This window comes from Pseudomonas sp. Q2-TVG4-2 (assembly GCF_013620795.1).
Lineage (GTDB): Bacteria > Pseudomonadota > Gammaproteobacteria > Pseudomonadales > Pseudomonadaceae > Stutzerimonas.
This window is the reverse complement of the sequence record NZ_LGLW01000001.1, coordinates 126,632-141,290: the sequence shown is the minus strand read 5'-3', so window position 1 is coordinate 141,290 and position 14,659 is coordinate 126,632. Positions and strand designations below refer to the sequence as shown.

Sequence of the window (14,659 nt, the reverse complement as noted above, 5' to 3'; positions counted from 1 at the left end):
TGTCATTTTGATGACATTTGGAGCGGTTAACGGTTTACGGCGCTGTTTCTCGCCATTGCGTTGTCCAGGCCAAGATAGTCCAGCAGGATTCGACCGGTCTCAGAGAGGTAGGCATCGTCCTCTGGCTTGATCTTTTTCTCATCGACCGGTGGCGTCGTTTCATCTTCCCGCTCGAGTTTGGCCAACGGCTCTTCACCCTTGGCCTGGCGCAGCGTATTTTCCAGCGCCAGCTGACGTTTCTCGATACGTTCCTGCTGCGCCCGGCGCTTTTCTTCGTTGAGACTGACGGTCGTCTCGTGCGTAAGCTCTTGGGTGAGCGCGAGGCGGTTGCGGGTGAAGACGAAATCAGGATTGTCGGTGGTCCGCGCTTCGTGGCGTGCCTTGAGCTCGGCGAGGAACGGCTTGAACGGGTTCATGTCCGGATTGATCGCAGCGCGGATGCTGTCCCATGGTAGCGCTTCGGGCAAAGCGCTTTCGCCGATTTCCTTGGTGTCGACTTCGGCTGGATAGGAAATGTCCGGAATCACCCCCTGGTGCTGAGTGCTCTGTCCGGAAACCCGATAGAACTTGGCGAGTGTCAGCTTCAACTCCCCATGATTGAGCGGCTGGACGGTTTGCACGGTGCCCTTGCCAAAGGTCTGCCCACCGACGATAAGTGCGCGATGGTAGTCCTGCATGGCGCCGGCGAAGATTTCTGACGCCGACGCGGATAGACGATTGACCAGTACGGCCAGCGGCCCTTTGTAGAAGGCGCCTTGCTGCTCATCAGCGAGGACATCGACACGACCATCGCTGTTGCGAACCAGGACCGTCGGTCCCTGATCGATGAACAGGCCGGTCAGCTCCGTGGCCTCCTGAAGCGAGCCCCCACCATTGTTGCGCAGATCGATAACGACACCGTCGACGTTTTCTTCCTTCAGCTCCGTCAGCAACTTCTTCACGTCTCGGGTGGTGCTCTTGTAATCCTTCTCGCCGGCGCGCAGTGCCTTGAAGTCCAGGTAAAATGCCGGTATCTCGATGATCCCGAGCTTGTAATCGCGGCCGTCCTGCTCGAGATTGAGCACAGACTTCTTGGCCGCCTGCTCTTCAAGCTTGACCGCTTCGCGGGTGATGGCGACGGTCTTGCTGCTTTGGTCGTTTGGCGCATTGCTCGCCGGGATGACTTCGAGGCGGACGACCGATCCCTTCGGACCGCGAATCAATTTGACGACTTCATCGAGGCGCCAGCCGATCACATCAACCATTTCCTCGTCTGCCTGCCCTACGCCGACGATCTTGTCGGCCGGGGCAATCTGCTTGCTCTTCTCGGCAGGGCCGGCGGGGACCAAGCGCACCACCTTGACGTACTCGTTGTCGCTCTGCAGTACGGCACCGATGCCCTCCAGGGAAAGGCTCATGTTGATGTCGAAATTTTCCGCATTGTCGGGCGACAGATATTGAGTGTGGGGATCGTAGGATTGCGCGAACGCATTGATGTAAGTCTGGAAGACATCCTCGCCACGGGTCTGCTCCAGGCGCGATAGCTGGTTCTTATAGCGCTTGGTGAGCAACTCCTCGATGGCCTTCGGCTCCTTGCCAGCGATCTTCAGTCGCAGCACCTCGTCCTTGACGCGTTTGCGCCAGAGATCATCGAGTTCCTTTTCATCCTTGGACCAGGCGGCGTTCTCGCGATCGACCAGCAGCTCCTCGTCGAGCGTGAAATCGAAGCTTTCCACGCCTTTTTCCAGCAGGCTCAATGCGTACTGGAGCCGGCTCTGCAGGCGCTCCAGGTGGACCTTGTAAATCGCAAAGCCGGGCTCAAGGTTGCCATTCTTGAGGAAATTATCGAACTCGTTGCGCCAGGCCTCGAACTCGGCCAGATCACCGGCGGTGAAGTAACTGCGCGACGGGTCGAGCATCTGGATATAGCTGTCGAAGATCTTTGCCGAGCGGGCGTCATTGAGCGGTGGCTTGTTGTAATGATGGCGCTTGAGCAGTTCGACAACGTTAAGGCTGGCAATCACCTGATCGCGGTCAGGCTGCAGATAATCCCAATCGTGCCCATCGGCAGGTTTTGCCAGGGTGGCGTTGGCCTGAAGCCCTAGCAGCAGGGCTAGAAAGCCTGCGGTCAAAGATCGTTTCATTTTGATTGGGCGACGCGAGGCTGAGTAATAACGCATATTAGGCCATCAAATCAGGCGCCGGGCGGGATCCGTCCGGCGGAAAAAACAAACAGCCCGATGGTACCTGGCGGCTAGCACGCCGCGACACAGATCGCACCAGGATGGCAGGGCGAGCCCTGTACCACACCATACCTAATCGGTAATCAATGGTTTTAGACGGGCGTATCGCTATGTAGCCTGAAGCAGAAATTTATCAGCGGCCTGCACTGCCAGCGGAGTAACGGTTGAGCGGGCGCAGGTGTGAACCACTATGGAGGCAGCATGAAGGCATTGCAAGGCGTCGAGGGACAGGTCGCATGGGCGGAGCGAGCCCCCCCGGAGTGCGGTGAAGGGCAGGTTAGGATCCGCGTGGCGGCTGCAGGCTTGAATAGAGCCGATCTGCTGCAGCGCGCGGGGCATTACCCGCCGCCCGCAGGCGTGACTGATGTCCTGGGATTGGAGTGCGCCGGGGTGATCAGCGAGGTGGGGGCTGGCGCGTCATACAAGATCGGCGATAGGGTTTGTGCGCTGTTGGCGGGTGGAGGCATGGCCGAAGAAGTGGTGGTCGATGCCCGCCATGTCCTTCCGGTACCGCAAGGCTTGTCATTGGTGGCGGCGGCCGTCATTCCGGAAGTCTATGCGACGGCGTGGCTGAATCTGTTCCGCCTAGCGGCGCTGCAGCCCGGCGAGAAGGTGCTGTTACATGCCGGTGCCAGTGGTGTTGGCTCAGCGGCGATTCAGCTGTGCAAAGCGTTTGGCAATCCGTGCTGGGTCAGCGTCGGCTCGGCAGAGCGTCTAGCCTACTGCGAGTCGCTGGGTGCCCAGGGTGGTGTGTTGCGGGATGAGTCGCTGGAAGCACTGCGCGATTTCGGTCCCTTCAGCATGATCCTCGATCCGGTCGGTGCCAAGTACGCTGCGCTCAATAGCCAACTGCTTGCAACGGATGGGCGCTGGGTGATCATTGGCCTGATGGGCGGCCGCAAGACCGAAATGGATCTGGCGAGTCTGCTGGCCAAGCGCATCCAGTTGATCGGCTCGACGCTGCGTAGTCGCAGTGCGGACGATAAGGCCGGCCTGCTGGCGGAAATGCACGAAAAGCTCTGGCCGTTATTCGTTGATAAGACCCTGTCGCCCCGATTGGAGCGAAGCTTCCCAGTCCGCGATGTGGAAGCCGCGTTTGCGGCGTTGGCAAGCAACCAGGTCTCCGGCAAGGTCGCCTTGGTGATTGACGGCAATCTTGAGTGAACGATCCAGGCGCATGCGCCTGGATGTCTCGTGTCAGGGCAGCTCGGCGCTCGAATAGAACGCGCTGAGCACTTTGACCAGCTGCGCCAGGTCCTGGCTACCGGCCAGTTCGCGAATCGAATGCATACCAAAGGTCGGCAGGCCGATGTCCACGGTCCGCACGCCAAGCTGGCTGGCCGTGATGGGGCCGATGGTCGAGCCGCAGCCCATGTCACTGCGGGTAACGAAGCTTTGCACCGAGACCTCGTTCTCCAGACACAAATGACGGAAGAAACCGGCGGTTTCGCTGCTGGTGGCGTAACGCTGGTTGCTGTTGACCTTGATCACCGGCCCGGCATTGAGTTTCGGGCCGTGATTGCCGTCGTGTTTATCTGCGTAGTTGGGGTGCACTGCATGCGCGTTGTCTGCCGAAATTAGCAGGGAGCGATTGATGCTGCGCTGAAATGCCTCGCCCTCGGGCAGTACGCGTCGCAGTACCTGCTCCAGGAATGGTCCGTCCGCGCCGCACATCGATGTGGAGCCGACCTCTTCATGATCGTTGCACACCAGTACGCAGGTTTGCTCCGAGCCGGCTCGCAGCAGGGCCTGAAGGCCGGCGTAGCAGGACAGCAAATTGTCCAGGCGCGCGCCGGCGATGAAGTCGCCATTCAGGCCGATGACGGCCGCGCTCTGGGTGTCGTAGAAGCTCAGCTCGAAATCCAACACAACGTCAGCTACCAGCCCGTGTTCGCGGCTGAGTTGGTCGGCCAACAAGGCGCGGAAATCCGGACTGTCTTCGCTGGCGACCTGCGCAAGAATCGGCGGCAGCTCGTTCTGAGGGTTGATCGCCCAGCCCTGATTGGCGTCCCGGTTGAGGTGGATCGCCAGGTTCGGGATCGTCGCGATCGGCAGCTTGAAATCGATCAGCTGGCTTTCGATCCGGCCGTCACGGCTATAGGTCACACGGCCCGCGAGCGACAGATCGCGGTCGAACCAGGGCGCAAGCAATGCGCCGCCGTAAATCTCCACCCCAAGCTGCCAGAAGCCCTGGCGCTGCAGCTCCGGCTGGGGTTTCACCCGCAGGCAGGGACTATCGGTATGGGCACCAACCAGACGCATGCCCTGTTCAATGACCGATTTGCTGCCGAGTTGAAAGGCGATGATCGCGGAGTCGTTACGGGTGACGTAATAACGGCCCCCAGGCTCTGTATGCCACGTCTCGCTTTCGTCGAGTGCTTTGTAACCGGCGGCCTGTAGGGCCTGGGCAAGGCTGGCGGTGGCATGGAATGGGGTGGGGGAGGCCTTGAGGTAATCGATCAGGCCCTGATTGAGTTCATCGCGCATGGGGGACTCCGGACGGCAAGGTCACGGAGTTTACCGTATTGACGGCCATTGGCTCGACGACCGTGCGCCGGCTGACGGCTATCGTTGCAGCGCGTTCGAGCGCGGTGTCTAGAACGGCGCGGGGCACTCGAAGCGTAGGCGCTCGCCGCTTTGGGGATGGGTCAGCGCAAGCATACTGGCGTGCAGGCAGAGCCGTTCATGTGCAACCAGCGCCTGTTCGTGTGCATAGAGCCGGTCGCCGAGCAGTGGATGACCAATAGATAGCATGTGGACGCGCAGCTGGTGGGAGCGCCCCGTAATCGGTGTCAGCTCGACGCGACTGTATCCGCCGCAGCGCTCCAGTACGCGCCAATAGGTCAGCGCATGCTTGCCCAGCTCATGGTCGACCACGTGCCGCGGTTTGGTCGGCGGGTCGTAGCGCAACGGCAAATCGATGCTGCCGCTCTGCTGTCCGGGCTCGCCCCAGCACAGAGCGGTGTAGGCCTTTTCGGTCTCGCGATCGTGGAATTGCCGAGACAGCTCACGATGAGTGTCCGCATCGCGGGCGAGCACGATCAGGCCGGAGGTTTCCCAGTCCAGGCGATGAACGATACGCGCCTCCGGATAGCCGTTCTCCTGCAGGCGCGTAACCAGGCAGTCCTTGTTGTCATCGGCCCGACCGGGCACGGACAGCAACAGGGTGGGTTTGTTGATTACCAGCAGGGCGGCGTCCTGGTGGACGATCTGGATATTGCTCAGGGGCATCTTGAGGTTCCGGAAACGCAATCGGCGACCGAAGTCGCCGATGATTCTGTCGAAGCGAGCTAGCTACTGCCCGGTCGCTCAACGATCCGGCAGGGTAATGTTCAGTTCGAGGATCGAGCAACTGCCCTGATCTTCCAAGGCAACCTGGACCTGGTCACTGTCGATGTTGACGTATTTGCGAATCACCTCGACCAGTTCCTTCTGGAGCGCGGGCAGGTAATCCGGTTGCGTCCGTTGGCCGCGCTCATGGGCGACGATGATCTGCAGGCGTTCCTTGGCGATGTTGGCAGGCGTTTCCTTCTTCTTGCGCTCACGAAAGAAGTCGAGAAGGTTCATTCGCGGCCTCCGAACAGTCGTTGCAGAAAGCCCTGCTTCTTCACGTCGAGGAAGCGGTGATCCACATCCTTGCCCAGCAATCGGTCGACAGCGTCGCTGTAAGCCTGACCGGCATCGCTCTGGTCATCGAGAATGACCGGTACGCCCTGGTTGGATGCCTTGAGCACCGCCTGCGACTCGGGGATAACGCCGAGCAGGCGGATCGAGAGGATCTCTTCGACGTCTTCGACACCAAGCATTTCGCCTTTGACCACGCGCTCTGGGTTGTAGCGGGTCAGCAGCAGGTGTTCCTTGATCGGCTCCTCGCCGTTCTCGGCGCGGCGGGACTTGCTCGCCAGCAGACCCAGCATGCGATCCGAGTCGCGAACCGAGGAAACTTCCGGGTTGGTCACGACGATGGCTTCGTCGGCGAAGTACATCGCCAGATGCGCGCCTTTTTCGATACCGGCCGGGGAATCGCAGATGACGTACTCGAAGGTCTTGGCCAGTTCGTCGATGACCTTACCGACCCCTTCGAGGGTCAATGCGTCCTTGTCACGGGTCTGGCTGGCGGCCAGCACATAGAGATTCTCGAGGCGCTTGTCCTTGATCAGTGCCTGGGTCAGGGTGGCGTCGCCCTGAATGACGTTGACGAAGTCATACACCACGCGACGCTCGCAGCCCATGATCAGGTCCAGGTTACGCAGACCGACGTCGAAGTCGACGATGACGGTCTTGTGGCCGCGCAAGGCGAGGCCGGTACCGATGGCGGCGCTGGAAGTGGTTTTACCGACGCCACCCTTGCCGGAAGTGACTACGAGGATCTTGGCCAAGGTGATTCACCCTAAATATGAAGTCGGGACCGTAGCCGAGTCGGCTTAACAGTACGCCCGTTTTGGTGCTTGAAAATTCGCGGCAGTATCCGTTAAAGGCGGGTGATGTTCAACACATCGCCAGATAGCTGCATCTGTACGGCTTCAGTCCACAGCGGGTCACGGCGCAGGTCTTCGGCGACCTTGTAGTGCCCGGCGATGGAGACCATCTCGGCGGCAAGCTGCTGGCAAAATATTCGCGCGCTGGTGTCGCCCTTGATGCCGGCCAGCGCCCGCCCGCGTAGCGGACCGTACACATGGATGTTGCCATCGGCGAGAAGTTCCGCACCCGGGCTGACGGCAGCCAGCACGATCAAATCGCCGTCTTTGGCGTACACCTGCTGGCCACCGCGGATCGGCGTGGTTATCACGCGGGTGGGGCGGTAGGTCGGCTCGGCGGGCTTGGCCGGTTCTGCTGGCGCTTTGCTGGTGAGATCCAGCTTGCGCTCCTTGGCACCGGACGGCGGTAACACCGGAAGATCAAGGGCGCCGGCCGCTTCGATGATCTGCGGATCCCCGGCACGTAGCGCCAGGGTGCGCAGGCCGTGCTTGCGGCACAGTGCGATGAGGGCTGGTAGATCGAGATCGCAATCGGCGGGCAGCTTGTCCAGCGCAAGTACCAGAGGCGTATTGTTGAAGAAATCCGGCGCCTGCTCGACCTTCACGGCCAGTTGGCGATCAAGACGTTCCAGATCGTTCTGCGTCAGCTCCAGCACGGTGATGGCGAGCATGCTGCCCTTGAGCTGGAACACGGGGGCTTGGTCGAGAAGGTCGGCTTGGCTCATGATCTGCCTGCTGCGGTAAATGGCGAGGACTTATAGCGGGGCAGACCGCTGCCTGCAAGTATCGCCGGGCTGAGCGAGCGGATGCCGTGTATCGAGACGCCGCCGCATCAGCAGGCGATTTGTCGCTAGAATGCGCGCTTTTACCGGTTCGAGTTGCCAATGGATCGTCCTCGTTTTTGCGCATCCTTTCTTCATCCGCGTTTCTGGTTGCTATGGCTGGGCCTGGGTCTGCTATGGCTGGTCGTGCAGCTGCCGTATCGGGTTCTGCTGCTGCTGGGGCGCGGCCTTGGCGCGCTGATGTATCGCATTGCCCGCTCGCGACGGCATATCGCTCGCCGTAACCTGGAGCTGTGTTTTCCGGAACTGAATGACAAAGAGCGTGAGCGGCTGCTACGCGACAACTTCGTATCGACCGGCATTGCCTTTTTCGAGATGGCCATGAGCTGGTGGTGGCCCCAGGCGCGGTTACAGCGGTTGGCACGGATCCAGGGCTTGGAGCACTTGCAGCAGGCGCAGGCGGAAGGCCAGGGCGTAATTCTTTTGGCACTGCATTTCACCACGTTGGAAATCGGCGGGGCGCTGCTCGGCCAGTGGCACACCATCGATGGGATGTATCGCGAGCACAACAATCCGGTGTTTGATTACGTACAGCGGCGCGGTCGCGAGCGGCACAACAAGGACGCAACAGCAATCGAGCGAGAAGATGTTCGCGCCATGCTCAAGGTGCTGCGTGCGGGGAGGGCGATCTGGTACGCGCCGGATCAGGACTATGGCCGCAAGCAGAGCATTTTCGTACCTTGGTTTGGTATTCCGGTGGCAACTGTTACTGCAACCACCAAGTTCGCGCGTCTGGGGCGAGCTCGGGTGGTGCCTTACACCCTGGAGCGCCTGCCTGACGGGCAGGGATACAGCCTGGTGGTGCATCCGCCGCTCGCCGGCTTCCCAGGTGAAAGCGAGGAGGCCGATTGCCGACGCATCAACGAATGGATCGAGGACGCGGTCAGACAGCACCCCGAGCAGTATCTATGGGCGCATCGTCGTTTCAAGACACGCCCGGCCGGGGAGCCGAGCCTTTACCGCAACGTGCCGAAAAAGCCGGTCACTCCGTAAGGATGCCGTCGCGAAAGTCGCGCAGGGCTTGCTCGATCTCCTCGCGGCTGTTCATTACAAACGGGCCGTACTGGACAATCGGCTCACCAATGGGACGCCCGGCCAGCAGCAAAACCCGAGCGCCATTGCTCGACATGAGCTGCAGTCTGCCCTGTTCTGAGAGCCTGGCCAGCTGGCCTTTGCCGAGGTGCTGGCCGGCAACCGATATTTCTCCTTCGTATACGCAGAGCAGCAACCGATGCCCGTTGGGCAGCTGTGGTTCGATGCTGCTGCCGGCGGGCAGGTTTAAATCGAACAGCTGCGGTTCGGTATCGGGCCTCTGCATGGCGCCTGGTTGATCGATACCCTCGGCCTGGAGCCGTCCGGCGATAACCACTGCTTCGACGCCGCTCGGTAGCGCCACCCGCGGAATTTCCGCAGGCGCGAAGTCGCGATAGCCGGGATCGCCCAGCTTGCTTTTCGCCGGCAGGTTCAGCCAAAGCTGGAAGCCCCGCATCACGCCGCGCTCCTGCTGCGGCATTTCGCTGTGAATCACGCCGCGTGCGGCTGTCATCCATTGCACGCCCCCGCTTTCGAGCAGGCCGACGTTGCCCAGGTGATCCTCATGCCGCATGCGGCCCTCGATCATATAAGTGATCGTCTCGAAGCCTCGGTGCGGGTGCGGCGGAAAGCCGGCTATGTATTCGTCGGGGTTATCCGAGCCGAATTCATCAAGCATCAGGAAGGGATCGAATCGCTCAGGCGCGGTGCCACCGAACAGACGGGTTAGGCGAACACCAGCCCCGTCAGAGGTGGCGCGGCCGGTGCTGGTGGAAAGAATTTCACGTACGGACATGACAGATCGCCCTCATTGCGGATTGAGCGAAGCTTACTGCTGGCCTGCCGATCAAAGGGTGCGAAATTCCAGTGGTTCCTATCGAAAAACAGGATCATTCGTTGATCTGTAGCTCCCGCGCCCGGGTGTATACGTAACGGACCTTCTCATACTCGAACGGCGAATTGAGCTGCCCATAACGCAGACTTGTACTATGGCGAAGGTCGATCAATCGCAGAGCGGTGACGCCGAACTCGCCGCCGCTGGCCTCGGCGTAGCTGAAGTAGTCAACTTGCCGCTCGACGCCGAAGTCCATGGCCTGGCCGGCAGTGTCGCGCAAATTGGACGGGCCAAGCGCCGGCAGAATCAGGTAGGGACCATGCGGGACGCCATAAAACCCCAGTGTCTGGCCGAAGTCCTCGTTGTGGCGGGGCAGTCCCATGCGGGTGGCTGGATCCCAGATTCCCCCAACGCCAAGAATGGTGTTGAACAGCAGGCGAGCGGTGGTATTCATTGCCCGCTTGCCCTTGAGCTGCGCCACGCTATTGAACAGCGTCGGTATTTCACCAAGATTGTTGAAGAAGTTGCTCACCCCGGTGCGTACGGCCCGCGGCGTGACATATCGGTAGCCGCGTACCGCCGGCAGCATCACCCACTGATCCAGCCGATAATTGAAATAGTACATGCGACGGTTCAACGACTCCCAGGGATCATAGATATCCAGCGCATTGAAGGTGGCGCGTTCGAATTCGCGCTGATCCAGCCCGGGGTTGAATTCGAGGTTGCGTAGCGGATGGGTGAAGCCGTCCTCGTCGGGGACAGACGTCTGGGCGCCAGCGAGGCTGCTGGCCAGCAGCAACAGCCCAAGCAGGTAACGTCTAGCAGGCCGTTTAAAAACTACCTGTGTTGGCGTTACTGCGGTAAAAACAGCCTCAGAGTGCTCATTTAGAACCCCTAAACTCCGCTTCATCAGCTGTTGCTCCCGCTGGTCGCTGCGCCTTGTCTTGCCTGCCTCGCCTACGTTTTTAAACAGCCTGCTAGCCACGGAAAAACTCCAGCATGTCTTGGGCATTAACCCGGTAATTGAGGTTGCCGCAATGGCCGCCGCGAGGGTAAAGCGTCATGCGCTCGCCGAAGGTGCGGCGCAGGAAGCCCAGATCGCCAGCGCCGAGAATGATGTCGTCGGCGTTATGCATGACGGCAATCTTCGGGCTGTCGCGCAGATAGTCTTCCAGCGCATAGAGGCTGACCTGCTGCACTAGCTGTGCCAGGCTGCCGCCGTCCTTTTGGGCGCGCCACATGGGGATGAGCTGTTCGGTGATATAGCAATCGAAGTCACAGAGCAGAGCGCGCCGGAAGAACGGCTCTAGGCTGGTTCCTTCGTCGATAGGATGTTTGGGCGGAACGATTAAGCCTCGGCGGTTGATCAGGTCCGAGGTAAAGACGATATCGGCGGCGGAGAAGCGGAACACCGAGCCAATCAGCATCGCCATCTGCTCGTCCGTCAGCCGCAGGGCTGATCGTTGAAAGTCGAACAGCATGGCTTCGTCGAGATTGATCGATCCGTGCTGCCGATAGTAACGGGTGAGCTTTTCTAGAATGACTTCGTAGAAGGTGGTGGTGCTGTCGATTGCCTCGACTTGAGTCTGTACCAGCTTGTCGAGGTTATTAATGGAGGTGTAGAGGTTCACCGGCGGGTTCAGCATCAGCACGCGCTTGAAGTTGAAACTTTGTCGAGTCTCGTCGAGCTTGCTGACGAAGGCAGCGTTGAGCGCGCCGAGACTGTAGCCGGTGAGGTTGAACTCGGTGACGGGCAGCTCATGCTGCTGCGCCCGGACCGCCTGCATGACCCGGTACAGATCCTTGGCATCGTCAGGACTGTAGCCCGGCGTGGCGAAGCGTGAAGCGGCGGCAATGAAGTCGAAACTGGTCGGCGAAGACAGCTGCACCACGTGATACCCAGCCCCGTAGAACAATCGCTTCAGGTATTCGGTCTTGCCGGCCGCATAGCTCGCGCCGGTGCCGGAAATGATGAACATCAGCGGGGCAGGGCCGGGTTGCCGTGCCAGGCGATAGGTCAGTCGTTTCACGGCCCAGAAGTTATCTGGCAGGGTGAACTCACGTTCGGGGCGCAGCCGCAGATGGTAATCGGCCTGATCGATGTCGTCATCGCTGGGCACCTCGGCACGCAACGCGGCGGGGGTTGTGGCGATCGTCGCTTCGAACGGGTTGCTCAACGGATAGCCATACTGCTCGACGCTGATATCAGCTGCGTGGACAGGCATCACGACCAGCGTGAGCAACGCAGTCAGGCACAACAGCAATGGCATGTATGGGGCTTTCCTGGAACTGGCTTGGAAGTTCGGCAAACTCGTGATACCTGGGGTTGGCTATCTGGGATCGGTGCTGCCGTAAGAAGCGCAGCCGCGACTGGCGGCGATCCTGCGCAGCGGATGTCGTTCTGGTTGGCGCGTGTAAATTGGTTTCTGCACGGAGTGCCGGTCCTTTGGCGATAGCATTGTGAGGGTATGGACGCCCTTATCGAAGCATTCCGGCCAACTATACGGCGTTCCGGCACGTGTAGTTTCGACCTCGTGCGCTTTTCCTGTCGTGCGTTTCTGCCCGCCCTTAGGGCCCTTGGTGATAATTAAGTCGCGGGAGGCGCAGAGCGTTAACCATTGACCACAAGCAGACCGGCTGGTTGCGTTCACGATCGTTGCTGAATGTCGGCAGCTGTTTGCGGCGATCTTGGCAGGTGCCGGCATAGTCTCGTTGTCAGGCCTGATGATGCAACCATGCATGAGCGGGAATCCTGTCGTGCGGAGTCTGGCGCTTTTCCAGGCGCTGCCAGACCTTCTCGTGAACGTAGAAGCCCACCGAATTGCAGAGCGGCTCGATGGCCGCCACCAGACCACCCGCGGCGAGACTTCCGGTCAAGGCATAGGTCACCGCGAAGGCGATGCAGAAGTGCATCAGGGTGAATGTCACTGTCTTGGTCATGGAACGTCTCCGAATGCAATCGAGATTGTTTCTCTGTTGGGAGGCAGTCTTGCTCTGTCACGCCCTGATTGAAAATCGTCGTGCTTGATGACCGGTATAGGCTTGCTCTATGCCGTCGCGCGAGCGTGCCGGCCGCTCTAAATCGGCTGTTTCGCAAAATAAAAACCAGACTATGGTCGAGTGGTGCTCGGTCTGTTGAGCTCTAAAGTAGCCGCCTGCCCTCATCAGTGGGCTGAGATCGTGGAGACAGACAATGCAAAATGAAGAGGTTTACCGGCAGATCTATGCCAATCCGCGCTTCCAGGAACTGGTCGCAAAACGCGGTCGCTTCGCCTGGCTGCTCTCGGCCGTCATGCTCGGTGCTTATCTCGCCTTTATCCTGCTGATCGCTTTCGAACCAGCAATCCTGGGCATTCCGCTTGCAGCAGGCACCGTTACCACTTGGGGCATTCCGGTGGGCGTCGGTGTGATCTTCATGGCGTTCATTCTCACCGGCGTCTACGTCCAGCGTGCCAACGGCGAGTTTGATCGTATCAACCAGGAAATCCTCAGCGAGGCTCAGCAATAATGATTGTGCGTTTATTGATGGCAGCGGTTCTGCTGGTTGCCTCGCCGTTGTTGCTCGCCGATGCCATCACTGGCGAGGTGCAGAAACAGGCAGTCAACTACACGGCGATTGCCATGTTCGTTGCGTTCATCGCGTTCACCATGGGCATCACCAAGTGGGCAGCCAAGCGCAACACGTCCACCTCCGACTATTACACGGCCGGCGGTAGCATCACTGGCTTCCAGAACGGTCTGGCAATTGCCGGCGACTTCATGTCCGCGGCTTCATTCCTGGGCATTTCCGCGCTGGTTTATACAAGCGGCTACGACGGCCTGATCTATTCCATCGGTTTCCTGGTCGGCTGGCCGGTCATTCTGTTCCTGATGGCAGAGCGGCTGCGTAATCTCGGCAAGTTCACCTTCTCCGACGTTGCATCTTATCGCCTCGGACAGACTCAGATTCGCATCCTCTCGGCCTTCGGCTCGCTGATCGTGGTGGCCTTCTACCTGATCGCGCAGATGGTCGGTGCCGGCAAGCTGATCCAGTTGTTATTCGGTCTCGATTATTACGTCGCCGTGGTTCTGGTTGGCGTACTGATGGTCATGTACGTGCTGTTCGGCGGCATGCTGGCGACCACCTGGGTGCAAATCATAAAGGCGGTTCTGCTGCTGTCAGGCGCCAGCTTCATGGCGGTTATGGTGATGAAAGCGGTGAATTTCGACTTCGGCAGTCTATTCGCCGAAGCGGTGAACATTCATGAGAAGGGCGCTGCCATCATGAGTCCGGGCGGCCTGGTGTCTGACCCAATCTCTGCGATCTCTCTCGGTCTGGCCCTGATGTTTGGTACTGCCGGCCTGCCGCACATTCTGATGCGCTTCTTCACCGTCGCCGATGCTAAGGAAGCGCGCAAGAGCGTGTTCTACGCCACGGGCTTCATCGGGTACTTTTACATCCTGACCTTCATCATCGGCTTCGGCGCCATTCTGCTGGTCAGCACCAACCCCGAGTTCAAGGACGCCGCAGGCGCCATCATCGGTGGCACCAATATGGTCGCCATCCATCTGGCCAACGCGGTCGGTGGCAATCTGTTCCTCGGCTTCATCTCCGCGGTAGCCTTCGCCACCATCCTGGCGGTCGTGGCCGGTCTGACGCTGGCGGGCGCCTCGGCCGTTTCCCATGACCTGTATGCCTGCGTGATCAAGAAGGGCAAGGCCAAGGAAGAGGACGAGATGCGCGTCACCAAAATCACCACGCTGACCTTGGGTGTCGTGGCGATTCTGTTGGGCATCATCTTCGAGAAGCAGAACATCGCCTTCATGGTGGGGCTGGCGTTCTCGATCGCGGCCAGCTGCAACTTCCCGGTGCTGTTCCTTTCCATGTACTGGAAAGGCCTGAGCACCCGTGGTGCGCTGATCGGCGGCTCGCTGGGTCTGGCTACCGCGCTGATTCTGACCATCATCAGCCCGACCGTATGGGTCGATGTGTTCGGCTATGCCGAGGCCATCTTCCCGTACAAGTACCCGGCGTTGTTCTCGATGATCGTCGCGTTCGCGGGGATCTGGTTCTTCTCGGTCACCGATAAGTCCAAGTCGGCCGGTCTCGAGCGCGAGCGCTTCTTCTCGCAGTTCGTCCGGTCGCAGACTGGCCTGGGTTCCAGTGGAGCGGTTGCTCACTAAGCGCTGAATCGGACACAAGAAGGGCAGCCCTGAGGCTGCCCTTTTTGCGTTCTACGCTGGCGAATCCGTGTGGCTGGCCGTGTGATC

14 protein-coding genes are annotated in these 14,659 nt (G+C 59.9%); 4 read left to right on the top strand and 10 right to left on the bottom strand.

Features of this window, described 5'->3' with window-relative positions; genetic code table 11:
* Positions 1-26 precede the first annotated feature (26 nt).
* Positions 27-2,123 (bottom strand): carboxy terminal-processing peptidase, encoded by a 2,097-nt coding sequence (locus H3028_RS00630; protein WP_181295152.1) that lies wholly within the window; start codon positions 2,121-2,123, stop codon positions 27-29.
* A 300-nt stretch (positions 2,124-2,423) separates the two neighbouring features.
* On the opposite strand from H3028_RS00630, the gene H3028_RS00625 reads away from it, so the two are divergent.
* Positions 2,424-3,386, top strand: a complete 963-nt coding sequence (locus H3028_RS00625) for an NAD(P)H-quinone oxidoreductase (protein ID WP_181295151.1) — start codon at positions 2,424-2,426, stop codon at positions 3,384-3,386.
* A gap of 33 nt (positions 3,387-3,419) precedes the next feature.
* On the opposite strand, the gene H3028_RS00620 is transcribed toward H3028_RS00625, so the two are convergent.
* The 5 genes from H3028_RS00620 to minC all read right to left on the bottom strand — a co-directional run bounded on the left by H3028_RS00620 (position 3,420) and on the right by minC (position 7,425).
* Complete coding sequence (locus H3028_RS00620) at positions 3,420-4,709, bottom strand: M18 family aminopeptidase (protein ID WP_181295150.1); 1,290 nt, start codon at positions 4,707-4,709, stop codon at positions 3,420-3,422.
* A 108-nt stretch (positions 4,710-4,817) separates the two neighbouring features.
* Positions 4,818-5,453, bottom strand: coding sequence for an RluA family pseudouridine synthase (locus H3028_RS00615; protein ID WP_181295149.1), 636 nt, complete (start codon positions 5,451-5,453; stop codon positions 4,818-4,820).
* Positions 5,454-5,531: 78 nt separating this feature from the next.
* Positions 5,532-5,789, bottom strand: coding sequence for a cell division topological specificity factor MinE (gene minE / locus H3028_RS00610; RefSeq protein WP_019341568.1), 258 nt, complete (start codon positions 5,787-5,789; stop codon positions 5,532-5,534).
* On the bottom strand, positions 5,786-6,601 hold the full coding sequence (gene minD, locus H3028_RS00605) for a septum site-determining protein MinD (protein WP_181295148.1): 816 nt from the start codon (positions 6,599-6,601) through the stop codon (positions 5,786-5,788). Before minD ends, minE begins: the two co-directional genes overlap by 4 nt.
* A gap of 92 nt (positions 6,602-6,693) precedes the next feature.
* Entirely contained in the window at positions 6,694-7,425 is a 732-nt protein-coding gene (gene minC / locus H3028_RS00600; protein ID WP_181295147.1) for a septum site-determining protein MinC, read from the bottom strand.
* 159 nt (positions 7,426-7,584) lie between these two features.
* Here minC and H3028_RS00595 point away from each other — a divergent pair, with 159 nt between their 5' ends.
* Positions 7,585-8,535 (top strand): lipid A biosynthesis lauroyl acyltransferase, encoded by a 951-nt coding sequence (locus H3028_RS00595; protein ID WP_181295146.1) that lies wholly within the window; start codon positions 7,585-7,587, stop codon positions 8,533-8,535.
* Here H3028_RS00595 and H3028_RS00590 read toward each other — a convergent pair.
* From H3028_RS00590 to H3028_RS00575, 4 genes are all read right to left on the bottom strand, one after another.
* A complete protein-coding gene (locus H3028_RS00590) occupies positions 8,525-9,370 on the bottom strand; it encodes a pirin family protein (protein WP_181295145.1) in 846 nt (281 codons plus the stop codon). The two genes, H3028_RS00595 and H3028_RS00590, sit on opposite strands and share 11 nt — an antisense overlap.
* Before the next feature lie 94 nt (positions 9,371-9,464).
* Positions 9,465-10,220, bottom strand: coding sequence for a VacJ family lipoprotein (locus H3028_RS00585; protein WP_181295942.1), 756 nt, complete (start codon positions 10,218-10,220; stop codon positions 9,465-9,467).
* 166 nt (positions 10,221-10,386) lie between these two features.
* Complete coding sequence (locus H3028_RS00580; RefSeq protein WP_181295144.1) at positions 10,387-11,679, bottom strand: serine/threonine protein kinase; 1,293 nt, start codon at positions 11,677-11,679, stop codon at positions 10,387-10,389.
* Positions 11,680-12,124: 445 nt separating this feature from the next.
* Positions 12,125-12,349, bottom strand: a complete 225-nt coding sequence (locus tag H3028_RS00575; protein WP_181295143.1) for a DUF2061 domain-containing protein — start codon at positions 12,347-12,349, stop codon at positions 12,125-12,127.
* A gap of 253 nt (positions 12,350-12,602) precedes the next feature.
* On the opposite strand from H3028_RS00575, the gene H3028_RS00570 reads away from it, so the two are divergent.
* Together H3028_RS00570 and H3028_RS00565 are read left to right on the top strand one after the other, a co-directional pair.
* Positions 12,603-12,917: a DUF485 domain-containing protein gene (locus tag H3028_RS00570; protein ID WP_181295142.1), complete on the top strand. Its 315-nt coding sequence runs from the start codon at positions 12,603-12,605 to the stop codon at positions 12,915-12,917.
* The gene (locus H3028_RS00565; RefSeq protein ID WP_181295141.1) at positions 12,917-14,572 is read left to right on the top strand and encodes a cation acetate symporter; all 1,656 of its coding nucleotides are present in this window, start codon (positions 12,917-12,919) and stop codon (positions 14,570-14,572) included. Before H3028_RS00570 ends, H3028_RS00565 begins: the two co-directional genes overlap by 1 nt.
* Positions 14,573-14,659 lie beyond the last annotated feature (87 nt).